Origin of the sequence: Paenibacillus terrae, assembly GCF_005217525.1 — a bacterium.
In the GTDB taxonomy this organism is placed as follows: domain Bacteria; phylum Bacillota; class Bacilli; order Paenibacillales; family Paenibacillaceae; genus Paenibacillus; species Paenibacillus terrae_C.
In genome coordinates this window covers 97,110-121,635 of the sequence record NZ_PNXQ01000014.1, presented here as the reverse complement: position 1 = coordinate 121,635, position 24,526 = coordinate 97,110, and the positions used below count along the sequence as shown (strand labels likewise).

Sequence of the window (24,526 nt, the reverse complement as noted above, 5' to 3'; positions counted from 1 at the left end):
CTTACTGCTACTTAGCCTGATACTTAAACCAATCGAAGTGCGCAGGTACCCCACTTAAGCGGCCATTTCCTGTTGCGTACAGCCCAATGACTACCCCAGTGAAGCACATTTTATTCACAAAATCCTCCGGAGACAACGCCCGTGCCGGACCTGTAGCTATACTGGACCAGTTCTCGCCATCCTCCGAATATGAATGAGCATATTCATCCTCAGTCGCTTCAATTCTTAGCAAAACTCGCTCCGATTCTGTCTCAGCCCCATAGACGATCTGGGATTCTCCGCGAATGGTCAGACGGGCCATGACTCGGTTGCGGTTACCAGAACGCAACACCCCGATCTCATAATGGGCATCCTCATCCCGGCGTGCACATAATCCGGCCTCTTCACCTTCAGCGGTTGGCGCAAACGACATGCAAGTGGTGAAGCTTGCCTGCTTATGCTGCTGTCTTTTGCCTGCAAAAGTAATCCGGCCGGCATCCCCGAGTCCCGTCGCCTGTCCATGCAATGTCAAAGACCCAGGAGCTTCATCTAGCGAATAACTACCCTCGGCCGGATTTCGCACAAAGATCCACTCGGGTCCGAGATGGTCTGCGGCAAAATCGTCCCGGCCTTCGCCCACAGTGACGCCCGTAGCGTTGGGTGTCGCTGCGGGCAGACGCGCAACCGACATTTTCAGCTTGACACAGCCCTCGTTATTGTCGATATACGGCCATTCGTCCTTCCAGATGACCGGAGCCAGAAAGGTTTCACGACCAAGTACGCTGTAACCATCCTCAGTCAACCGAACGCCGAGAAAAACAGCCCACCAATTCCCTTGTACATCTTCTACCAGGTCGGCATGGCCCAGATATTGAATCGGATGATCAAGCCCCCGATGCGTCAGGATCGGCTCCGGATAACGTTCAAACGGACCATAAGGATTGTTGCTCCGTCCGATAATCTCCCTGTGTTCCTTCGCTGTTCCGCCAGAGGCGGACATCATATAATACATTCCATTAATCTTGTATAGATGAGGACCTTCTGTCCATGGACCTCCATCACCGTACCAAACCACCTGCGGCTCCGAAAGCGCTTCTCCAGTCACAATATTAATTTCATACTGGATGGCATGGGAGTCGTAGTCTGCTCCCTGCTGCGCGGTGACGTACACCTTGCCGTCATCGTCAAAAAACAGTGAAGGATCAATCCCACCGTAAGGAACATGGATCGGATTCGACCAAGGTCCGGCCGGATCGGTCGCTGTAACATAAAAATTCCCGATCCCTCCTACATCGGTTGTAATCATGTAGAAGGTGCCCTCGAAATAACGAATTGATGGTGCATAAATGCCGTCAGAGCTCTTGCGATCCGTCAGATCAAGCTGATTGGGCCGGTTCAGCACATGACCCACTTGTTCCCATTGAATCAGATCCCGACTCCGGAAGATAGGAACACCGGGAAAATATTCAAACGAACTGCAAATCAAATAAAAGTATTCTCCCGCTCTAGTAATGCTAGGATCAGGATAAAAGCCAGGAAGTATGGGATTTGAGTAACGAATGGTTTGCGATACCAATTGATTATTCATTTATTCCTTCACACTCCCAACGTTAAGCCCAACAACAAAATATTTTTGCATGAACGGATACACTACCAGGATTGGAATAGAAGCTACTACAGTGACAGCAGCGCGAATTGAAATGGGTGTAACCTGGGTAGCATTCTGCATTCCAACACCATTGGACACTGATGGATTGCTGTTGGCGTTCATACTAGAGGAGAGCAGCTTCATTAACTCGTATTGCAGTGTGCTCAGTTCCTGTTGGGACGAGGTATACAAAAAAGCGTCGAACCAAGAGTTCCAGGCACCTACCGCAACAAACAACGCAATAGTAGCCAGCACAGGCTTACAGAGCGGTAAAATAATTCTCCAAAAAATCTTAAAATCCCCTGCCCCATCTATTTTAGCCGATTCCACCAAGCTCTCTGGAATTGTATAGATATAGGTACGGATAACAATTAGGTTAAATGCGCTGATCATTGACGGCAGTACATATACGAAGAAATTATTAATTAAATTCAGGTCCTTCATCAAGAAGTAGCCAGGAATCAAACCTGCATTAAAATACATGGTCAGGACAAAAACTGTAGTAATAGGCTTGCGGAACACAAAATTCCGCCGACTAAGTGCATAAGCCAGCATTGTGGTCAAGAAAATATTCAGCAAGGTCGAAAGCACGGTACGTGCAACCGAAATCAGGAATGCATTATAAATAGTGCCCGAAACGAATACCGCTTTATAATTCTGCAACGTGAACTGCCGAGGCCACAGATAGAGACCGCCTCTGATCGTGTCGTTCCCCGCATTAAACGACACTACAATTGTATTTAGGAACGGATATAAGGTAACAATGACCAGGATAATCATAAATATTGTATTAAGTGTGTTGAAAACAAGCGGCTCTAATCCCCTGCTTCCTGGACGGCGTCTGGAGATTGCAATTGTACTCTCTGGGCCAGACATCTGAGTTTTCTTCATCACTATAATAACCTCTCTTCCCCAAGCCGCTTTGCTGTCCAGTTTGCGAGCAGCAACATTGTAATACTGACAATGGTCTTGAATATGCCTCCCGCAGTGGCCAAGGAATAGTTACTTTGCGCAATACCGTATTTAAGAACGAAAATATCAATCGTTTCTGACCAATCCACAACAAGTCCGTTGCCTAGCAAATACTGTACTTCAAAACCAGCTTCTAAAATATGTCCAATTGACATAATCAACAGAATAACAATAGTTGGCTTAATGCCTGGCAAAGTAACGCTCCACATTTTTTGATATCTGTTGGCCCCGTCAATATCAGCGGCTTCATACAAAGCCGGATCAATAGAGGCTATGGCGGCCAAATAAATAATTGTATTCCAGCCAACTTCTTTCCAAACGTGTGAGGCTCCCACTACTCCCCAAAAATACTTTCCTTCACTCAACCATAAAATGGGTTTATCAACCAAATGCAGCTTCATCAACATTTCGTTGACAATGCCGTCAGAGGCAAGAGAAGTGGCAACAATTCCTGTAACGATAATCCATGACAAAAAGTGTGGCAAATACGAAATGGTCTGAACGGCTCTCTTCCAGATAATCTTTTTAATTTCATTAAGCAGCAATGCCAAAATAATGGCAGTGACAAACCCAAAAATCAGGTTGATCATACTCATAGCAAGTGTATTACGAAGGACACGTAAAAAATTATCATCTGTAAACAGGAACTTAAAATGCTTGAAGCCAACCCAAGTTTGTTCATCAAAGCTTCGTGCGGGCTTGTAATCTTGAAATGCCATCGACCAGCCCCAGATCGGCACATAAGCAAATAAGACTATATAAGCAAGCAGAGGAACTGACATATAGATAAGTTGTCTCTGATCCTTGATAATAGCCCAGGTCACGCGTTTGTCGCTGCGTTTCTTCTTCGGGTCTGCCTGTTTAACTGACTTGGCGCCAATTGCAATCTCCTCCATAGTATCAAACTCCCTATCCATTCTTATATTTTTCGGAAAGGGAGGAGTGCTCCCTTTCCGGTTTAGAAATAGTTCTATTTAGCAGTCCAATTCTCAATTCTCCACTTCAGCACTTCGTTTATTTTGTCTTCATAGGCCTTGATGTCAAGCTTATGAATCTCGGAGGTGTATTCGTTCCATACGGAGTCGAAGCTAGACGGACTCGACAGGATTGCTTTAGGCAGATACTTTGTAGAAAGCTCGTTCAGCTTTGTGCTGGCAATCTTGGCCGGAGAACCATCCACGATATCGGCGGACCAAGCCGGGTAGTAGACCGGGTTCTCAGGAGGAGCACTAAAGAAGTCAACGTAGCTATTAAACCCGTATGCCTTTAGAACTTCCTTATCGTAAGGCTTCAAGCTTGCTTGATACTCTTCAGGCTGATTGGTTGCCGTGGTGGCGTTGCCATCGCTAAAATAACCCTCCAGCTTCGGTGCGGTATTGTATAAAGCTTCTGCCTTATTGGCGAGCTTCCAGGCAGCATCATCAGTGTTAGTACGCTGCTCTGGTGTTTTCATAAAGCGACCTTGCTTATTAACATAATAATCCTCGCCTTCAACACCCCAAGTAAATAGCTTTTGCCATTTTTCATCCATTAGTTTATCGAGTACTTTGAGGATTTTTACCGGATCCTTAGCGTTAACAGTAATACCAAAACCATTATTCAGATTAAGCGCTGGACGGTCCCGATAGTAATCCTTAATGCTGGAATCATATACCAGAGGGAAGCCTACATATGTCCGCTCCAGCTTCTTCTGCGTCTTCAATGAATCCTCAGCTTTGAGAAAGTTCCAGTGCTGATCGAACATCCCCAGAACATTACCGTTAGACAACTTCGCCAAGTACTGATCATAGTTCTGTGTAAACGTTTCCTTATCGAGTAAGTCTTGAGCATTAATTTCATTCAGCTTCTGGTAGTACTTCTTAGCGTAATCTTTATCAGCAAAAATTTCTGCCACGCCTTTGTTTACAACTACACCGCCATCGTTTGGATGACCAATCAAATGTTGTGGAGGATTCAGCAATCCCCAGGTTTTCCAGTCATAGTTCAGGACTTCAAAACCAAGGGTCGGGCTGCCATCAATCGTTGGATATTTATCTTTGTACTTTTTAATCAGATCGAAGTATTCATCCAATGTTTTAGGAGTCGGATAGTTGAACTCCTTGAGAACAGCCTTTTGAATCCAGAAGGCAGGACCACCGTAATAGGTATCAGCAACTTCACCATTATAGACACCATAGTTTGGCAAATAGTAAATATGTCCATCATTAGGGTCCTTCATTTGGTTCCAATACTTTGCATAGTGTTTCTTCAGATTAGGCGCATGTTTCTCGATCAAATCTTCCAACGGGATGACACCTCCCGCAGCGGTCAGCTTTGTGTCTGCCGAGATCAGGTCCGGGTAGTCCCCGCCAGCAATCATAACGCCGAGCTTCTGGTTCTTATCGCCCGCAAGAAATTCAAATTTGAAGGTAACACCAAGCTCATCCTTCATCATTTTGTAAAGCTTGTTGTCCGCTGTCGGCTGCTGTCCAGCTTCATTCAAGAAGACTGAGATTTCAATTGGACTTGCCGCTCCAACCTCTCCGCTGTTGACATTGTCCGCATTGGAATTTCCACCTTTGCTGCTGCCGCTGATTGAGCAGCCAGATAGAACAACGCTCAGTGACAAAAGTGCTACCGCTCCAATACGAAGTAACGATTTTTTTCTGTCCCCCATAAGACACCTCCGATAGTTTTGTAATACCAATAATGAAAGCCCTTACATTTAATTAATTTTAGTTTAAATTTATATCTGATCGGAAACTATATTCGAATTAAAGCTTTTCACATGAAAAGCTTTGATTTTCTTATATTCGTTTGGTGACATACCCAAGCGCTTCTCAAATTGCTTCAGAAAATGGTTATAATTAGTATATCCTACCATTTCCGATAGCTCGCTATTTTTATATTGGTTCATACGAAGCAGGCGACTTGCCTCTTCAATCCTCAGATCATGGAGCAATTCATTGAACCCGATACCGTTTTTGCGTATCAACAATTGTCCCAGATAGGTAGGATGCAGAAAAAATTGCTCTGCCAGTTGTTTAATGGTCAGACTTTCCCGGAAATAACTACGGATGTAGTCATTGATATCCTGCACGATCCCCTGAGGCTCAATCATGCTCTGTTTGAGAAGAAGTTCAAAGCAAACCTGTCCACAAGAGCGTAGTATCCCAATCATATCGTCAAAGGTCAGCAATGCCTCGTCCATATTGGGAATATCGAACAGATAGTCGGAAGGCTCCCTGTCATCGGCAAAATGCACACTCATATACGCCCTGATTTCGTGAAGGATAAAGACGACAAATTTTTGGACCTCATCAGGATACACTCGCGTCTCCCAAAACATTTGCTCCATCGAATCGACAATTGACCGATAGCCAGCATAGTCGATGATTTCAAATGTCTCCAATATGCGTTCCAAAAGTTCCACCTGATTGTAGCAATGTTGAAACACGCTGTCTTTAATTATGTCATAGTGAATAATTCCATTATTTTCCGACTCATAAAACGCATGCAGCAGCGCCTTGGACGCCGTTTTGTAGGCGGTTCCAATGCCAGTTAATGAGCCTACCGGGGCACCAACAGCCATGAAGACACGAAAACCCGCCAAGCGACGGGCCAGTGCTTCTATAGTCTTCTCAGCACTGAGCCCATCACCTTGATACGCCGAGTCGCCGAACACAATGACGAAATGTTCCATGGACAGATGCACCAAATATACTGTCTCTAAGTCATCGAGTAATTCAAGTGCAAACTCGCCCAGTCGTCCGGACTGGTCCCGATGCGCTTGCACCAGACATACATTCCATAAATCGGCGGATTGGGACACAGATTCCATGAAATCATTACCCTCTGTGGACATCGATTTGCCCAGTAGTGCCTCCTTAATCATCTGCAGCACCTCTTCCCGACGAGCAATCTGCCCGATGTAAATGAGCTCCTGTTCCTCTAACAATTCGCGCTGGATTGCCCGAATCTCCAGTTCAGTCTGCTCCTCATCCAAAGGCTTCAGCAAATACCGGGAGACTCTGTATTTGAGAGCCTTTCGAGCGTAATCAAATTCGCTGTACCCGGTAAGAATGATAAATTTCGTGGAGACATTCCCTCTTTGCCGCCATTGCTTTATCATTTCCAAACCATCCATTATCGGCATATGGATATCCACCATCACCAGGTCTGGGCTCAATTCCTCCATTAGCCTCAAACCATCCATTCCGTTGCCGCAGATACCACACACCTCAAAGCCCATCTCTCCCCAATCAATACAAATCTGCATGCCCTCCAGTGCCCAAGGCTCATCGTCAATCAGCAGCACTTTAAACCCCATTCCCCTTCCCTCCTTCTCCATCCTGACATTTCAACAACTGCATCGGAATTTCGAAGGACACCTCGGTACCTTCTCCCACCTTGCTAGTCAGGTTAAAACTAACCCTGTCGTTGTAGTACAACTCCAGCCGTCGGTATACATTACGGATACCGATATTACCTCCTATAGTCTCCTTTTCGCTGCGCATGTTGTACAAAACCTCCTTTAAACGATCCTCGTCAATACCTTTGCCATTATCCGATACAACCACGCGCAACTGCTCATCGGCTACTTCGACGCGGATTTTGACAACTCCAAGCCCCTCAATAGCCTGTATTCCATACTTGCAGGCGTTCTCCGCGAGTTGTTGAATACTCATCTTCGGTATCTTGTAGTGACGCACTTCCTCGGTGATCTCGATGGAATACTCGAATTTGTCCTGGAAGCGGAATTTCTCGATGCCGAGATACATCACGGTAAAATTTATCTCTTCCTCCAGCAGCACCAGATCGTCCTTCCAGTTCAGCAAGCGGCGGAGCAGCTTCGACAAGTTCTTGATGATGTCTTTAACATCTGTGTAATTGTTTTTGGTACTGACCACTAGAAGCGCATTCAGCGTATTGAACAGGAAATGGGGATTCATCTGACTCTGCAGCAGATTGAGCTCAGCTCGGACGCGCTCGGCTTCCTGGCTTTTTTGCTGAATCTCCAGCTTATACACATTATTGATCAAGGAATGGATCTGGGAGGTCATCATGTTAAAGTTGCGGATCAGATGCCCGATTTCGTCGCGCCCCTCATCGATTGTGATCAAGTCGAACTTCTCGTTCCTTACCTTTTGCATGTGCCGGGCCAAGCGCTTGACCCGGTGATTATACGAGCGCAGCATGACGTAAATGAACACTGAGGTGAACAGTGTAATCAGGCCGACCAGTATGCTAGAATAAAGCTGCATATCCAGCATGGCCTTGCTGACGCGCGTCCCCTGGGGCACGCCGATCAGCTTCCACCCCCGCACATAGCTGGCGTTACCGATCGGCATGATATGCAGATCGTTGTCCGCCTCTTTGTCCATTTTGAACAAAGGAAAACTGGGGGTATTCTCGCGCTGGTATCCGCTGTCCATAGATACGATGATCTCGTTCTGGTCGTTAACCAGATAGAGATCCAGGTAATCCCGCTCGCGGGCGATGACATCGTAAAAGCGGCTGAGATCGAAATCGATCCGCACCAGCTTCTGGTAAGAGTTGTTGACGTCGTAATTATCCATTTTCTCAACGACGCTGAGATAAGGCGTGGCAGTTGCGGGGGGTTTGGCCTCCATGTCCAGATACGCAGACACCAGCACGGTTCCGTTGAACGACTTCCACTCCTGATACCAGGGGCTGGCAAAAACCGATTCATTCAAGTAATAATAGTCGCTGCCGGGCACGATCGTCGGATTGTCCGTGTAAATGCCGATCCGCTGGATCTGATTGTTCACCGGAATATAGGATGTGACCCGATGACGGAGCTGTTCGTTGAACGTATTATAGAAATCCAGCGAATCCTTATAATTACGGTCCAGGGTCTCGTACAGCAGCTTATCTGTAATCAGGGCATGACTGACCGCAACTCCGCCATCAATCATGCCGTGGATATCCTTTCTCGCCCGCTCCAACGAGATTTGCAGATTCTGCTCTTCCCGCTCCTTGATCAGCCCGGACATCCGGTCCATAAACAAATAATTGATTATAACAATAGGCAGCAAAATCCCGATTACATAAATCAGCATGAATTTGTAATTCAGCGGGATATCGTTCACTATACTGCGAAATCTGAACTTTCTAATCATGGCTTCCACCACCATCTCCCATTGAACATTCTTTCGGCCTGAGCCGTCTCTATTCCCGCCGTCTGAAGGCAGACGGCGCTATCCCTGTTATCCGTTTGAACTGGCTTATAAAATAATCAGTGTTGGGATAACCGGAATTCGCCGCCACTTCGGCGATGCTCAGCCGGCCTTGTCGCAGAAGCCGCTTCGCCTCTTCAACCCGCTTGTCGTTCAGATATTCCCGGAACGACTTGCCGGTCTGCTGCTTGAACAGCTGTCCCAAATAGATAGGATTCATATGGAACATCTGGGCAAGCTCCTGAAGCTGCAGCTTCTTCCGAAATTCCTGGTCCACATGCTGCACCACCCGGAAGATCGTGCGGCACTCGCTGCGTTCACGCTGCTCGCGGAGGGCAGCCGCTCCGCTCAGGCATAGCGCCAGGGCATACCGGCGAAAAGCCGGAAAAGTGGTTGTCTCCGTCAGCGTACCGAACTCTCCCTGTATGCCCCGCATGAAGGCATCGGCGTCTCCACCCAGCTCCTTCAGCTTCTTGGAGATGCCCATTTCGAGGGCGGACAGCTGAATCCGCACATATTCGATATCCGGTAGCCCGGGGGGCGGTGCAGCAAGCAGGGCGTCCGCCGCAGCCTCAATCTCTTCGGGACTGTCCGAGGAGACCCGTTCGATCAAGGAAGCCAGGGCCGCTTTGTTCACTCCCTTCATGCGTTCGTTCCGCGGAAGCTCGTTGCAGGCGATAATGCCTCCCTCATTGTGATAGCGCTTCCATTTGAGCGCTGCCAGCGCTTTTTCGTAAATAGGCCGAAGTGTGGACGCCCCTCCTGTACCATAACTCAGCGCCGCAATTGCGGGAGAGGGAGCCTCGCCCGGCCACTCTTCACACAGCCGACGCCCAAGAGCCTCAAGCCGATCTGCAGCGTGCGGTTTCCCGGAAGCGACCAGGCCTACTCTTCCTTCGGGATCCGTGAACAGCTCCGGCGGTTCCGGCCCGGCAAGCTCCGGTATCTGACGCTTCAACTCTTCTTCGCTCATTTCCGTTTCAACCAGCAGGCAGCCGATCTCCTCACTGCTTCCGATATTCAACAAGGCCGCGGCTTCTTTTTCAAGCTCGGTGCCCACCTCGCCCTGAATCAGCCGATTGATCAGACTATTGACGTACAGGGATCGGTCGCGGCGGCGGAGCTCCTCCTGGGCCGTCTCTTCCCGAATCTTGCGGCTCATCTGGTCCAACACCGCCTCGATCTCATCCTCGTCAATCGGCTTGAGCAGATAATCATCGACACGTTGGTCAAGCGCCGTCACTGCATACTCGAAGTTATTGTACCCGCTCAATATGACAAACCGCGGCGGCTTTGCCAGCTTATGCTGTGAGCGGTCGATCAGCTCCAGACCGCTGACGGAAGGCATTTGAATATCGGTAAACACCAGTTCGGGCTGAAGCCGCTCTATCAGAGACCAGGCGGCGCTGCCGTTCGAGGCCTCTCCACAGACCCGGAAGCCATATTTGTCCCAGTTCACAATTGTGCGCAAGCCCTCAAGAACCCACGGTTCATCGTCTACCAACAGCACATTCATCATCTATCCTTCGCCCCCTTCGTTAAATGAACCTTGCCTTGTATACATGAAAGCGCAATTACAATTTACGGTTCAGATATCAAATTTGCCCCACGGGTATAAGTGTCCCCGGCCTAGCGTTCCCACCGTTTAATGCAGAGCATTTAGCCGATCAGCTGTATATTTTCCGGTATGCCTGTCGGCAATACCGCTTACGAAGAAATAGGTATTGATACTAATCTTCCTTACAGAAGCTCTCCTCGGGGCCAAAATAGGAGCAGAGAAGCGGCTCGCGGGACAAGACCAGCTTCTGTAGCACCAGACCCGCATCCAGCACATACAATCGTAGGGTGTGCACGCCGGCGGTCAATGAATGCTGCGTTGTGGAAGTATGGATATTATTCATAACGGACTCTGACCAATGCCGGGATTCGCCCGCAGCAAACTCCAGAGGCAGCATATCTGTCAAAACCGGTTGATGACCATCAAAAGCCACCGCATATTTCAGCCGTCTACCCTCCCCCAGAGGATTAGTCGGGGCCGCATAAACCGTTAAGCTATAGATCTGTTCTTCCGCGGTGCAGATACGATATTCCAGATATGGAGCGTCTTCGATCCGCTCAAAAAGAGCTGTTGTGGGGAACAGCTTCATGGAGGACAAGGAGCGTCCATATCCCTTGATTATCTCCCAGCGAAGCTCCCCCGCAGCTTCCCGGCCACAAGTGTGCTCTGCTTCAATTGCAATCACACCGTGTGCTTCAGCAAAGGTCAGATCGGGCAAATTATCGATGTGTACAACCTCTGCGACGACCGTTGCCTTTACCGTCTGATTGCCGCAGACAATCATAATTTCCCCCGTTGCCGATGCGTCAAGCCGTCCCCAATCGACATGCACCTCAATGGTTTCCCCGGTCAAAACGCTTCCATGCGTTGGATCAGTCTTGATCCAGTCGGCGTCAGTCTCCAGATGATAAGCAAACGCCTGTTTTCCGGCATTGCTGACGGTTATACGGTAGCGTTCCTTTTGCAAGCTAGTGAATGGCGGGAGCGCTACCGTTCCAGCGGTAAACCCTCCGTCTGTCCCTTCTACATCAACAATCATCATCGCTTTTTCCTTAGGCTCGATATACTTGAACTCTGGATACTGCCAGCCTTCGTCATTCCAGTTTACATAGCCGATATGGGCAGAGGACATCATTCCCTCCCATTTGCCGCTGGAAATTTTGTTATTGTAGTCCTCTTGCATTTGTACATCTTTGGCAATGGCTTCCTCCACCAAAGCCGCATAATGATTGGCAAGAACGCTCTGAGGTTGGAATCCGCTATATTTGTGATTTAAGCTCGCGTATATCTGCATTTTGGTCACATTGGCCGATGCTACGGCCGGATAATACACAAGCTGATAGTAGGCATCCTTCTGCTCTTTTTGCACAAGCTCATAATATGCCTTGGCGTCCTTCTCCAACCGGATCGCTTTCTCTAGCACCCGTTGCGCTTCGTTGTAGTGAAGCAAGCTGTATGTGTCAGCATAGGTCACTTCCGGCTTGCGGCTCCCGTTCATTTTTGTATAGTCCGCCAAAACCCGAGCAATGCCCTCGGTGGTCTCTTCATCAGCAGCATGACCAAACTGTCGCTCCGTCCATGTCTGCAAAAATTCTTCCGTACGATTGGGATTTCCTGTTCCCCAGGTCTCGAAATCATAGGCTAGCTCCATGAAATAGGAAATGGGCAGTTCCATCGGCTTCAAGTCGCCGACATTCACAATCCAGAGGTCTCGGATTCCATAGTCATAGGCCAGAGACATCTGCTCCCATGTTTTCTCAAGCGGAACCGTATTAACCCATTCATAAGACCGGGGGCCACCATGGTAATCAAAATGGTAGTACATCCCCCAGCCAGCTTTGCGTTTCCGATCCGGGGCTTCGGGAAGCTTCCGCATATTGCCGAAGTTATCATCAGACAAAATGATGGTCACATCATCCAACACCTCCCAATGCTTCAGACCCTGAACCGTATCTGTCCCATGCCAGAATGTCTCCACTTCCTTGTAGATCGTCAATGCTTGCGGTGCATTGTCCAGGCCATGCTTGTGCAACAAAGCCTTCTGGGTCAAAATGATGTCCTTCAGCCGCTGAATATTCTGCTCCAGGGTGCCACCAAGAGCCGAATCCTGTTCGCCGCGCATTCCCAGCGTAATCATATTGGACAAATGCTTATTACGGATGACACCATCTTCCCAAAATTTCGTAATGGCCTCTGTATTAGCCCAATAATCCCACAAGCCGCTATCCCCATAATGTTGATTAATCTTTCTCCATTCCTCGCCGGCTCGAAACATGGGCTCATGGTGAGAGGTACCCATCACAATGCCGTATGCCTCGGCAAGCTCAGCATTAGCCAGTGGATGACTTTTCCCATCCTCGCTGAAAACAGCGCTCCACATGGCCGGCCATAGATAGTTGCCCTTCAGCCGCAGCAATAGTTCGAATATTTTCTCATACATCCCTTCGTTAAAACCCCCGCAATGATCCCTCGACCATGATCCCAGTGAAGGCCATTCGTCGTTCAGGAAAAAACCTCGGTAACGAATGGAGGGCTCTTTAGAAGTGTATTCCAATTGTTCCTTGGTAAAGACCAGTTCCTGCCGCCTCGGGGGATGTACATCGGCCCAATACACCCAGGGACTGACTCCAATCAGTTCCGAAATATGGTACAGCCCATACAGCGTTCCCCGCTTATCACTGCCCACAATAACAATGGCTTTATCCAATTCCGGGCATGGACGCTCTAAAACCCGAATCATATAGGTCTCCCGGCGATTCTGCAAATCTGAAACATCAAGCCTGTATTCCGCAATCAGGGAATCAATGATATCATTATGTCCGGCGGAGCCGACGATGACCGCGATCCCGCTTAACTGCGCCCTGTCTGTAATCAGGTTGGGCAAAACGGTGGTAACCAGCTCAATGTCCTTGACCAGTGATAACGAGACGCGCCGAATACCGTCATAGTCGTTTCCCTTCGCATCGGTGTATATGGGGGTCGCCTTGCCCTTCTGTACGAGAACGGCCGCTTCCTTTGAGTATTGCTTTGCATCGTTCATAATCACAGCACCTTCGTTTCATTTTCTAGTTCATAATCTACCTTGGTTATGCGCTTCTGACATGCCATAAAAAGATACCGCTTTCATCATATGAGGAGGAGATTATTTGAATTTGGCTTATCACGAGCATCTGATCCCCCAAGTATTCCTGTTTGTAGACCGCAAATGCTTTGCAGATTGGTCGATTAGAAAAGCAAAAATAGACTTTCACGATCTCACTTTCGTTATTAGCGGAAAAGCCTGCTATTACATCAATGATGAAGAGGTCATCGTTCAAGCAGGCGATTTGTTGTACATTCCGGAAGGCTGCACCCGGGAAGCTCATACCTTCAAGGAGTTGCCCATGCACTGCTATCCCTTTAACTTTCATTGGGCTGCTCCGCATAATGACGTCCATCTTCCATTGGAATACGTAAGCAAGAAAATGATTACTAAAGAGATCCTTGACTATATTCGTGAATTCAAACAAGCATGGATGAACAGGAAGCCGCTCTACACCTTCGAGACCCGTGCATTGTTTGAATTGATTCTTCACCGACTGCTCTCCGATTATCACCTGCTATCAGCGACCACAATTGATCCGAGAATCAAAAACGCAACCTACTACATTAACGAGCACTATTCGGACAATATAACAGTTGGCATCCTGGCTGAACAGGCAAACCTAAATACGGTTTACTTTGGCAAGCTGTTCAAAGAAACCACCGGCTCAACCTGCAAGAAATACCTCAATCGCATCCGCATCAACAATGCGGAGATGATGTTGTCCTCAGGCGACTTCAACGTTTCGGAAACAGCCGAGCGCTGCGGCTTTCACGATATTTCTTATTTCAGCAATCTGTTTAAAATGATGCGGGGTTACTCACCATCCTCAGTAAGAAAAAAATAGGAACTTTGAAATAGAAAAATTCTTAAATATATCCGAATCCAAGTATAGTAAAGCGTTTTGTTTCATGTCCGGGAGCCATGCGGATCACCACCGTATGCTCCTTGGACACCTGCTCGTTGTACAATATTACGGCATTGCAATGTGTCCAATTGTTCTCATGGGGATCGGCTGTCTTGATATATTTTTCATCCACCCAAATATCCGCACATCCAAAATCGCTATTCCCCGAGTCCTTGAACACCAGGATAAGACGTTTGCAACAAATGGTTATTTTAAATTCGGAGACACCATTTTCTGGATGATTCATCCAGTTATAAGGAAACTGGGGAGAGCTGTACGGGTGATCATCCATTTCCACCATTTGCAGGTCTGTATCAGTTTCGGTGAAACTACCCATATTGATTGTGGCAATATGCTCCGAATTACTGCGATCAAGCAGCTCTGTTTCGGCAAAATCACAACCAATGACAGGAGGCTTACTGGTATCCACATCCGTCTGATCGAGTGATGCCTCATCTGCTATGTCGAACAGCCATCCCAAACAATCAGCCATTACCCGGTGCCCGGCATTGGCCGGATGGTAGATGTCAAAGAAAAACTGTCGTTTGGAAATCACATTTCCTCCTGCCTTGGAAAGCCGGAACTGCCCCTCTACAGCATCCTTTACGCTGACCATAGGAAGATCATAATGCCAGCCCACAGGTGACAGCCGTTCCTGCAGGTTCCAGTCATTGACAAACACACTAAACAGTAAAATAACCGCAGGTTTATTGGATGCGTTCAAGGCCTTCAATGTCAGGCTTTCATAACAATTTCCCTTTGTCTCATCACCCGCGTCATTCACGGCAAATTCGATTACCACAATATCCGGCTCTACCGTTCCTCCCCGAAGCACATCCCGGTCATAGCGGACAATACCCAATTCCGATGGGGTACCGCCTACGCCTGCTTTTACCAGTTGAACCGATTCCTCACCGTCTTTGCCGAATTTTTGCTTAAAAAGAGCATAGGACTGGTATGCATAGCAATTTTCATGAATCGGAACGGCCCCTGCCCCCTGTGTAATGGAGCCTCCAATATAGGCCACAGTCACCTGTTCTCCTCTTTTGGCCTTTTCAATTGCAGCCTTGAGCCTTTTGTTATTGCCTTTATTCAAAATTGATTTAGCGATCATCTCGCGATAGGCTTGCGAATCGAAATCCACAGGTTCCTCCATGGAAACTTCGGGAACATGGAACCCGTCGTGCAGGTAGAACGTAATGTTGACTGTAGCCAGTTCTCCCACCCGGTCGAAGAGAAAGACGAAGCTTCCTGGAACATCATCATCCAAAGACCAGTCGTATTCCTCCATAAACAGCATAGTTTCAGAGCCATCTGCCGGACAAATAAGCTCAAGGCGGGTGCCGGATTCGTACTTGCTGGTTTTACCCCAGTTATGGTACACAAACCGAACGTCAGCTACTTCCGGATTATGCGCCTTCACGGTAATCCCAATACTATGGACCAATCGGCGCAAGCCTTCGCAATTGGTTAGTAGCTCCAGTATGTCCTCATCTCCAACTCCTCCCGTATACTTGGCCTTATCAGCCAGCCTCCCCTCCAAATAAATCTCCTGGGCAAAGCTTCCGTCTGGCCGAGCGGTTCCCTCGATCATGGTTTCATACATAACGGAAAATCCACTTCGTCTTGTCACCGGGTCTTTAGGCGCCTTGGGGCCTTCCATCTCATCCTGCTGCGTAAGTCCTGAAAAACTGTCATTCATGGAAATGTCTCCTTTTACTTTTTATTGTTGGATAAGGACAATGCTGCTGGTGAGGAGCGTGTTTGAACACACCATTACTCCCTGGAGTACAATCAACTAAACCAGAACCAACCGAAGTCGAAATTAGAGCCTGGCAAAAATATGAACGTAACCTTCTACATTCCCTTTACCGGCTCCAGCATGAAAGTGCGCTCCTCGTAGCCTTAGTCATATGTAGGCTCTACAAGTTGTCTGCTTCCCCCTTCTGCTCCTTGTCCGCCACCAGTTGCTACTATCCGGCAAAAGCCGGATGCGGCTGGCATTGCTGGAGGAGCCTTTGAAATCAGCGGTAATTTTGCAACCGTTTTCAATATAAACTATGGCATTCTCCGACCATTCTGCTGTTTCCAAATCGCTTATTTGCAAATTCCCATTATCATTAAACAGTACCTTTGAATTTCTAAACAATATCCTCCCCTCTTTCGGATTATGTTTATCTACGATCTTGCAGATTCTACCTTGTTCATCCATAGTATGGCATATTTATCCTTTTTCGTCTTTGTAAAAATTAAATATTTGTAGAAAAAAAGGGGGCTTGAGGGTATTGGAAAATAAAGTATTGGTAAATAATACCTATTTATCAATACTTTATTTCTAATCAAGTATATGAATTAGCCTTATAAAAGATTAATTATTAAAGTCGGGTACAGTTTGGGAATAGTCATTATTCCACGACCACCAACATCTATGTTCATCTTGAATACAGCTCAAAAATTTCTTCGGCTCAAGTGATAGGGCAATACATTGTAAATCCCTTATGCAAAAAAAACTCCTAAATCGCCACAAGGACAAATCTAGGAGCTAGTTGATTAGGATTGTATCTCCCATTGAACATAAAATTAAGCCAATTTTATATTATAATATCTATGAATCATTACTATAAATACAAGAAAATCACTGGATATAACAGACCATATATGGTAAAATGGGTACATCAGGAAAGGAGGTGCGTCAACATTAATAATTATATGTTGAGCGTATCCCTTACCCGGTCCGTTATTCTCTAATTTACAGAGTTGACGGAGGCGCGGGATACGGATCAAAGCTTTAATTAAGCGCTACGGGTAAAAAGACCGTCCTCGGACGGTCTTTTTTATGTTAAACACCACACTATCGTAACAAGATTACATACTGGGAAAAGAGGTCATTCTATGTCTATTCGACCGGGGAATGTGGAAGAGTTTAAAGATTTAGCAACTATATGGCTGGAAGCTTCCATAGAGGCCCATCATTTTATTGATCCACAATATTGGACATCACAGGTTGGCGAAATGGAAGACAAATACCTTCCTCTAGCTCAAAACTACGTTATTATACAGGACGATCACACTATTGGTGGCTTCGTTTCTATGATAGATGGATATTTAGCGGCCTTGTTTATACGAGTAGATTCCCAACGAAAAGGGTATGGCAAGTTACTACTAGATTGGGTTAAGAAGCAATATGATCAGATCCAATTGAAAGTATACCAGTCCAACACGAAGGCATTTAACTTTTATACCAAAAATGGCTTTATCATTCAAGAAGAATCCGTTGATCCAGCAACCCGTGAAAAGGAATTTATAATGGTTTGGACAAAGCACAAGTAACATTAAGTTATATTATCTCAATGAAGTCAAAGGCTCTGCTCCCGTATAAATACGGTAAAAGCAGAGCCTTTTATATTTTACCTGCGCTAATATATATATTCTCTCATTCCAGCCCGTAAACCTCGGTATATAGAATTTGTCTAAACGGCGCAAAATCCTGCTCTGTCAGCGCATACGGATAGCTCATAATTTGAAGCCTCAGATCGGTCTGCCCTGCCCTCAAAGGTGGCTGTACATACTCAAAATCGTTGAGATGGAATCCCAAGCGTTCATAAAAACCAATTCTTCTCCGAGTCCATTCGTCCTCAGGTGGCTCAACCTCCAGCACTACCAGTTTATCGGACTGTGAAATAAATCTGCTCATGAGCTTTTTACCTAACCCGCCACCACGTATAGCCTGATCTACCGCAATATGCTCTACAAATCGAAAATGTGTAAATTCCCAGCCTGCCAGAAAAGCGATCGTATGCCCTTGTTCACCCTTTTCAGTGATTAAGCGATAAGAAGGATGAGTAAGCAGTGCCTTTTGCGACGCAAAGATTCTACATTCCGTTTCAGGAAAAGAGGCTTCCATAATGGCATACACTTGTGAGAATTCAAGTTCATTCATTTTATATTCCCTGCTCCTTTAATGATTATGTTATTTCATACCTTGTGCAATTCCGTAAGCGTCAGCAAAATATGCTCCAATAGCTCCGGGATATCCTCCATCTGATCTTCATTTATTTGTCTGGAAAATTGAAGCTCAATCTTGTTTTGGTATGTAGCTGCCTTCTCCCCGTAAACAAAGCTGAGCGTTTGGAGCGGCCTAAGATCCGGTTTCCAAATTTGTGTCAATATATCTTCAATCTGGCTGCATTGTGTTTCAATCTCACGAACCTCCATATAGAAGCTGAGCAGCAGTACACATCCAGGGATTTGATCTTCAATTTCCAAAATTTCCGCAGCCAGGTTGTTTAAATCTGCATTCAAGCGAATTTCTGCCGTCACACCGGGTCGTTCCGTCAGCCTAAACTGTATAGCGAACTCACGCGACATCACGGACATTTCCAATCGGTCGATCCGTTGCGTGATTTCAATACGTGAATCCAGATTATCCAGATCATATACTGCATTTTCCATAGCTACTTTTAAATTATCAAAAACCGTCGGGTCAAACATGTTCAATTCACCTCTGCCTGTCATTCCATATGCTTCATACATTTAACACTCCAATAGGTTTCCAATCCAATGAGTATATCATAAATGTTGGCCGCCAAGAAATTCACCGAATTTCCAGCAAAAAAGCTCTGATTATATTTTCCATTTTGAACTGTTAGTACATACTTCATTTCCTTTTCTACAGAACTTCCTTAGATTTTACTTCTGAGGGATGAAAAAATACACCTTTGTAACAAAATATTCTATTATATTTATTTTATTGATAAATATTCCTTTTTATTGTTCCAATTTACTGGTAAATTATATACAATAGATTTGAGTCCTATTACTAATATATTCATATAAATGAATATAAATCCCAAAAAGAGAGGTCGTTTATTCATGAAAAAAACGTTGTTAGCTTCATTAGGTCTGACACTTATGTTAAGTACTTCTGCAGGAGTTGCCTTTGCTCAAGAAGACATTGCTTCACCAACTAAGGAATCGATTAAACTCTATGATAACGGGACCGACAGAGAGCCTAATAATAGCTTTGAAGAAGCAAGCGAAGTTTGGTTGGGTGATGATATATATGGAAGCATTGGAAAACTTACTCAAGGGAATTGGGATTCATACGATGTTTTTAAGTTCAAGGCTTTTCAGACCAAACGGGTTAATTTTAAAATTGAAGGGGATAAGTATCCTAATGCATGGTTAAGATTGGTTCTATCCGATAGTAATGGTCATGAGATTAGAACAGCGGTAGATCGTCAGAACACTTTAGGCAAAGAACTTGAAGCTGGAAAATGGTATTATATAGCAGTTGAGGTTCCAGGCTACGAAATTGGTCAACAGTTCGATTATAGGCTTTCAGCTACGATTGAACAATAAATATTAAAAATCCTAACCCTTATAAATCAAAAGCCTCGCCCCTATCTCAAGGGACGAGGCTTTTGTAGTTCAGTCATTCCATTCGGTACACTCAGTCATTAAAGCCCCATCTTTTTCTTACGACAGACGTGAGCTAAAATCCTCATAGGAGAACTGGCGGATCACCTTAATGCCTTCTTCGTCATTGTAGCTGGCGATGGCTGGCAGGTTGACTCCGTTGAACATGTGGTTTTTGACCATCGTGTAATGGGCCATGTCGCAGAACACAAGCTTGTCTCCCGGCTTCAATGGCTCTTTAAAGGAATAGTCGCCAATCACATCTCCTGCCAGGCAAGTAAGTCCACCGAGTCTGTAGGTGTGTGCATACTCACCAGGCTTGCCTGCATCAATGATATTCGGACGATAAGGCATAGCCAGTACATCAGGCATATGACATTCAGCCGAAGTATCCAGAATCGCAATATCCATTCCGTTTTTCATCGTATCCAGGACTGTAGCAACCAGATAACCGGTATTCAAAGCGATAGCTTCGCCCGGCTCCAGATAAACCTGTACACCATATTTATCCTGAAAATATTGGATGCAGCGTACCAGCGTGTCCAGATCATAGTCTTCTCTGGTGATATGATGACCGCCGCCAAAATTAAGCCATTTCATTTGCTTAATGTATGGCCCGAACTTCTCATCCACGACTTTAATGGTGCGCTCCAGCGTGTCGGAATTCTGTTCACACATCGTGTGAAAATGAATACCATCCACGCCATCCAGATCCTCAGGTCTAAAGTTAGCCAAGGTCACACCCATTCTGGAGTTGTTGTAGCAAGGATCATACAGCGGAGTTTCGATTTCCGAATATTCCGGATTGACCCGAATTCCAATGTCTATCTTTTTGGAAGTCACGCCTTGCACCTTACTTTTGAACCGTTTCAATTGATCGAAGGAGTTGAAAACGATGTGGTCAACATACTCCAGCAGCTCGTCAAATTCACTGTCAACATAAGCTGGTGCGTATACGTGAACCTCCTTGTCCATTTTTTCGCGACCCAGTCTCGCCTCAAACAATGAACTGGAAGTTACGCCTTTTAAATATTTACCAACCAGAGGAAATGTCGAAAACATCGAAAATCCCTTAAGAGCAAGCAAAATTTTGCAGCCTGTTCGCTCTTGAACAGAATTTAAAACCTCAAGGTTTTTCACAAGAAGTCTTTCGTCAACAAGGTAACAAGGTGATGGAAGTCCGCTAATATCAATATTCATCACAGACCTCAATCAAGCAACGTTGGCGTGAAGCTCTCTTGCCATGGCAATCCGTGTTTATTCAGTGCTTCCATGAATGGATCTGGATCAAATTCCTCAACGTTGTATACGCCTGGTTTTTTCCAGATGCCTTTAATGATAAGCATTGCGCCAATCATGGCAGGAACACCTGTCGTGTAGGAAATGGCTTGAGAGCCAACCTCTGCATAACATTCCTCATGATCACACACATTGTATACATAATACGTTTTTGGTTTTCCGTCTTTAACACCCTGGATGATACATCCAATATTCGTTTTACCCTTGGTTCTAGGTCCCAGGGAAGCCGGGTCTGGCAAAATGGCTTTCAGGAATTGCAATGGAATGATTTGCTGTCCTTCGTAATCAATAGGCTCAATGGAAGTCATGCCTACGTTTTGAAGCACGTTCAAATGATTCAGGTAATTGTCCGAGAAAGTCATCCAAAAACGGATTTTTTTCACACCTTTAATGTTCACTGCAAGAGATTCCAGTTCTTCATGGTACAAAAGATATATATTTTTCGGTCCGATTTCAGGAAGGTCGTATACCTTTTTCTCGGAAAGGGGCTCAGTTTCAATCCACTCTCCATTTTCAAAGTAACGGCCCTTCGCCGTAATTTCCCGAATATTAATTTCCGGATTAAAGTTAGTTGCAAAAGGATATCCGTGGTCCCCTGCATTCGCATCTACAATATCAATTGTATGAATTTCATCAAAATAATGCTTTTGAGCATAAGCCGTAAATACTCCAGTCACGCCTGGATCAAAACCGCTGCCCAGCAGAGCTGTAATGCCCGCTTTTTCAAATCTTTCTTTGTAAGCCCATTGCCAGCTGTATTCAAACTTCGGCGTATCCGGCGGTTCATAATTCGCCGTATCAACGTAATGAACGCCTGTCTCAAGGCAAGCATCCATAATCGTCAAATCCTGATAAGGGAGAGCCACATTGATAACTACATCCGGTTGAAAGCTTCGAATCAGGTCAATGACCATGTCGGTGTTGTCAGCATCCAGCTGAGCCGTTTGTATCTTCGTACGGCCTCCACCCAGCTTTTCTTTAAGCGCATCGCATTTCTCAACAGTTCTGCTCGCGATACAAATTTCTTCAAATACATCTGGGTTTTGGCAACATTTATGCACCACAACGCTGGCCACGCCACCGGCGCCAATAATCAATGCTTTTCCCAAAATAAATAACCTCCTTATTCCATACGCTAATCGCTAATCATTCTTGCAAACAAAATGATTATAATGACATCCCACCAAATAATCAAGAAAAACGATAATTTGCAGTGTAAAAATTCACACCACTATGTCACAAAAATTTTACAAATCCCAAATTCAAGCAAGAAAACGCCATAAAATAAAGAAAACAATAGCTCCTCCGAAGGCGCTCCAAGGAAGTCAGTACACGTTTAAAGGAAGTTTTTTCGCACTCCAAGTAAACAGCCTTAAAGAGTTAATATTATCTTATTTCTAGTAAAAAGGCCACCCGCTATTTCTTATGAAGAAGATTCAGAGGGGGGAAAATGATTGGCTGGTACTGTAGGATTGTTTATCCATGAATAAAGCCGCCCCCGATGCGGGAGCGGCTCTCTATAAAACTAAAGCAAAACTAAAGCTTGTTAAACCATAATTTTGCAAATGTCGTTGGTGAATTCAACCGGGTCTTGCAGTGGCAAGCCTTCGATCAATAGTGCCTGATTATACAGCAATGCCGTATAGAGATTGACCTTCTCCTTGTCCTCGGCAAAAGCCTCTTTCAAAGAGTTGAACACCGCATGGTTGATGTTGATTTCCAGCACTTTATTCGCTTTGACATCGGCGTTGTTCGGCATGGCATTTAAGATTTTCTCCATTTCAATCGTCACTTCGCCGTCTGCGGACAGACACACCGGATGCGTCTTCAAGCGCTTGGAGGCTTTAACACTGGATACCTTGCCTTCCAGCAAGCCCTTCATGTACTCGAACAGCTCTTTGTTGTCGTTTTGTTCCGCTTCTGTTTCCTTCTCATTCTCGTCAGCCTCAATGCCCAGATCGCCACTGGATACGGATTTGAATTCTTTCTCCTTGTAGCTTATGAGCATTTTAATAGCGAACTCATCAATATCATCGGTGAAGTACAGAATTTCGTAGCCCTTGTCGGCCACCATTTCGGTCTGCGGCAGCTTCTCGATACGCTCGTTGGACTCCCCGGAAGCATAGTAAATATACTTCTGATCCTCAGGCATACGCGATACATATTCGTCCAGTGTAACCTGCTTTTTCTCCGTAGAAGAGTAGAACATCAGCAGGTCCTGAAGTGTTTCTTTATGGCTGCCATAATTGTTGTAGACACCAAATTTCAATTGTCTGCCAAATGATTTGTAGAATTGATCGTACTTTTCCCGGTCATTTTTGAGCAGGGTCAGCAGTTGGCCTTTGATTTTGCTTTCGATATTTTTGGCAATCAGCTTCAACTGGCGGTCATGCTGCAACATTTCTCTGGAAATGTTCAGCGATAAGCTTTCGGAGTCCACCATACCTTTGACAAAGCTGAAATAATCCGGCAGCAGGTCAGGCGATTTTTCCATAATCAGCACGCCGTTAGCGTACAGCTCCAGTCCTTTTTCATACTCCTTGGAATAGAAATCAAACGGGATATTTTCTGGAATAAACAAAATAGCCTGGTACACCACCGCGCCGTCCGCGCTGACGTGAATATGCTGGAGTGGCTTGTCGTAGCCATAGCGTTTTTCCGCATAAAAATTTTGATAATCCTCGTCGGTCAGCTCGCTTTTGTTCTTTCTCCAGATGGGAACCATACTGTTAATATGCTGTTCTTCTTCGTAATCTTCGAACTCGTTGTCACTGCCCTCTTTCAAACGTTTGCCTGTAACATCCATCTTGATCGGATAACGGATAAAGTCGGAGTATTTCTTGATCAGTGCTTTTAAACGATACTCGTCCAAATATTCGTCGTAGGACTCATCCTCGGTGTTTTCTTTGATTTTCAAAACAATCACAGAGCCGACCTCGTTTTTTTCAGCCGGTTCAATGGTATATCCATCTGCACCTGTGGATTCCCACTTATAAGCGGTATCGCTGCCCAGTGCCTTTGTAGTCACTGTAACAACATCCGCAACCATAAATGCCGAATAGAAACCGACCCCGAATTGTCCAATGATGTTATGTCCATCCTTGGATTCATTTTCATTTTTGAACGCCAGCGAGCCACTTTTAGCAATGACACCCAGATTGTTTTCCAGTTCTTCCTTGGTCATACCAATCCCGGTATCACGAAGAGTGAGCGTTCTGTTCTCCTTGTCGGCTGTTACTTTGATATAGTAATTTTCTTTGTCAAAGACCAGTTGATCATCCGTCAACGCTTTGTAATAAATTTTGTCAATTGCATCACTTGCGTTGGAGATCAGCTCTCTTAGAAAAATTTCCTTTTGCGTGTAAATCGAGTTAATCATCATTTCGAGCAGACGCTTGGACTCAGCCTGAAACTGTTTTTTCTCCATTCTGATATCTCCTTTCGAATATGAACCTTATGTAAGGTAAGGCTGCACATGGGGAAC

Annotated in this window: 17 protein-coding genes; 3 read left to right on the top strand and 14 right to left on the bottom strand. The window is 45.6% G+C overall.

All coding sequences use genetic code 11. The features are described 5' to 3' along the window. Positions 1–7: 7 nt before the first annotated feature. The 8 genes from C1I60_RS15245 to C1I60_RS15210 form a co-directional block, all read right to left on the bottom strand. Positions 8–1,567 carry a glycoside hydrolase family 43 protein gene (locus tag C1I60_RS15245; RefSeq protein ID WP_137062510.1) on the bottom strand — a complete coding sequence of 520 codons (1,560 nt, stop codon included), beginning with the start codon at positions 1,565–1,567 and terminating at the stop codon, positions 8–10. Further along, positions 1,568–2,503, bottom strand: a complete 936-nt coding sequence (locus C1I60_RS15240) for a carbohydrate ABC transporter permease (protein ID WP_137062816.1) — start codon at positions 2,501–2,503, stop codon at positions 1,568–1,570. It lies immediately after the preceding gene. A gap of 17 nt (positions 2,504–2,520) precedes the next feature. Next, positions 2,521–3,495 (bottom strand): ABC transporter permease, encoded by a 975-nt coding sequence (locus C1I60_RS15235; protein WP_137062815.1) that lies wholly within the window; start codon positions 3,493–3,495, stop codon positions 2,521–2,523. A gap of 74 nt (positions 3,496–3,569) precedes the next feature. Further along, positions 3,570–5,255, bottom strand: coding sequence for a type 2 periplasmic-binding domain-containing protein (locus tag C1I60_RS15230; protein ID WP_137062509.1), 1,686 nt, complete (start codon positions 5,253–5,255; stop codon positions 3,570–3,572). 69 nt (positions 5,256–5,324) lie between these two features. Then, on the bottom strand, positions 5,325–6,908 hold the full coding sequence (locus tag C1I60_RS15225; RefSeq protein ID WP_137062508.1) for a response regulator: 1,584 nt from the start codon (positions 6,906–6,908) through the stop codon (positions 5,325–5,327). Next, on the bottom strand, positions 6,898–8,721 hold the full coding sequence (locus C1I60_RS15220) for a sensor histidine kinase (protein ID WP_137062507.1): 1,824 nt from the start codon (positions 8,719–8,721) through the stop codon (positions 6,898–6,900). Before C1I60_RS15220 ends, C1I60_RS15225 begins: the two co-directional genes overlap by 11 nt. A gap of 49 nt (positions 8,722–8,770) precedes the next feature. Next, the gene (locus C1I60_RS15215; RefSeq protein ID WP_137062506.1) at positions 8,771–10,297 is read right to left on the bottom strand and encodes a response regulator transcription factor; all 1,527 of its coding nucleotides are present in this window, start codon (positions 10,295–10,297) and stop codon (positions 8,771–8,773) included. A gap of 211 nt (positions 10,298–10,508) precedes the next feature. Then, entirely contained in the window at positions 10,509–13,376 is a 2,868-nt protein-coding gene (locus tag C1I60_RS15210; RefSeq protein WP_137062505.1) for a glycosyl hydrolase 115 family protein, read from the bottom strand. A 106-nt stretch (positions 13,377–13,482) separates the two neighbouring features. On the opposite strand from C1I60_RS15210, the gene C1I60_RS15205 reads away from it, so the two are divergent. Continuing rightward, positions 13,483–14,265: a helix-turn-helix transcriptional regulator gene (locus tag C1I60_RS15205; protein ID WP_137062504.1), complete on the top strand. Its 783-nt coding sequence runs from the start codon at positions 13,483–13,485 to the stop codon at positions 14,263–14,265. A 22-nt stretch (positions 14,266–14,287) separates the two neighbouring features. Here C1I60_RS15205 and C1I60_RS15200 read toward each other — a convergent pair whose 3' ends face one another. Continuing rightward, positions 14,288–16,027, bottom strand: coding sequence for an SGNH/GDSL hydrolase family protein (locus tag C1I60_RS15200; RefSeq protein ID WP_137062503.1), 1,740 nt, complete (start codon positions 16,025–16,027; stop codon positions 14,288–14,290). 1,190 nt (positions 16,028–17,217) lie between these two features. Here C1I60_RS15200 and C1I60_RS15195 point away from each other — a divergent pair. Further along, complete coding sequence (locus tag C1I60_RS15195; RefSeq protein WP_137062502.1) at positions 17,218–17,655, top strand: N-acetyltransferase; 438 nt, start codon at positions 17,218–17,220, stop codon at positions 17,653–17,655. A 103-nt stretch (positions 17,656–17,758) separates the two neighbouring features. Here C1I60_RS15195 and C1I60_RS15190 read toward each other — a convergent pair whose 3' ends face one another. Together C1I60_RS15190 and C1I60_RS15185 are read right to left on the bottom strand one after the other, a co-directional pair. Next, a complete protein-coding gene (locus C1I60_RS15190) occupies positions 17,759–18,265 on the bottom strand; it encodes a GNAT family N-acetyltransferase (RefSeq protein WP_137062501.1) in 507 nt (168 codons plus the stop codon). Positions 18,266–18,300: 35 nt separating this feature from the next. Continuing rightward, complete coding sequence (locus C1I60_RS15185) at positions 18,301–18,816, bottom strand: hypothetical protein (RefSeq protein WP_137062814.1); 516 nt, start codon at positions 18,814–18,816, stop codon at positions 18,301–18,303. A gap of 381 nt (positions 18,817–19,197) precedes the next feature. Between C1I60_RS15185 and C1I60_RS15180 the strand changes: the two genes are divergently transcribed. Continuing rightward, a complete protein-coding gene (locus C1I60_RS15180) occupies positions 19,198–19,686 on the top strand; it encodes a hypothetical protein (protein WP_137062500.1) in 489 nt (162 codons plus the stop codon). Positions 19,687–19,803: 117 nt separating this feature from the next. Here the strand turns inward: C1I60_RS15180 and nspC are convergent, their stop codons facing one another. The 3 genes from nspC to htpG form a co-directional block, all read right to left on the bottom strand. Continuing rightward, a complete protein-coding gene (gene nspC / locus C1I60_RS15175) occupies positions 19,804–20,943 on the bottom strand; it encodes a carboxynorspermidine decarboxylase (protein WP_137062813.1) in 1,140 nt (379 codons plus the stop codon). An 8-nt stretch (positions 20,944–20,951) separates the two neighbouring features. Further along, positions 20,952–22,151, bottom strand: coding sequence for a saccharopine dehydrogenase family protein (locus C1I60_RS15170; protein WP_137062499.1), 1,200 nt, complete (start codon positions 22,149–22,151; stop codon positions 20,952–20,954). Positions 22,152–22,588: 437 nt separating this feature from the next. Continuing rightward, on the bottom strand, positions 22,589–24,469 hold the full coding sequence (gene htpG, locus C1I60_RS15165) for a molecular chaperone HtpG (RefSeq protein ID WP_137062498.1): 1,881 nt from the start codon (positions 24,467–24,469) through the stop codon (positions 22,589–22,591). Positions 24,470–24,526: the final 57 nt, after the last annotated feature.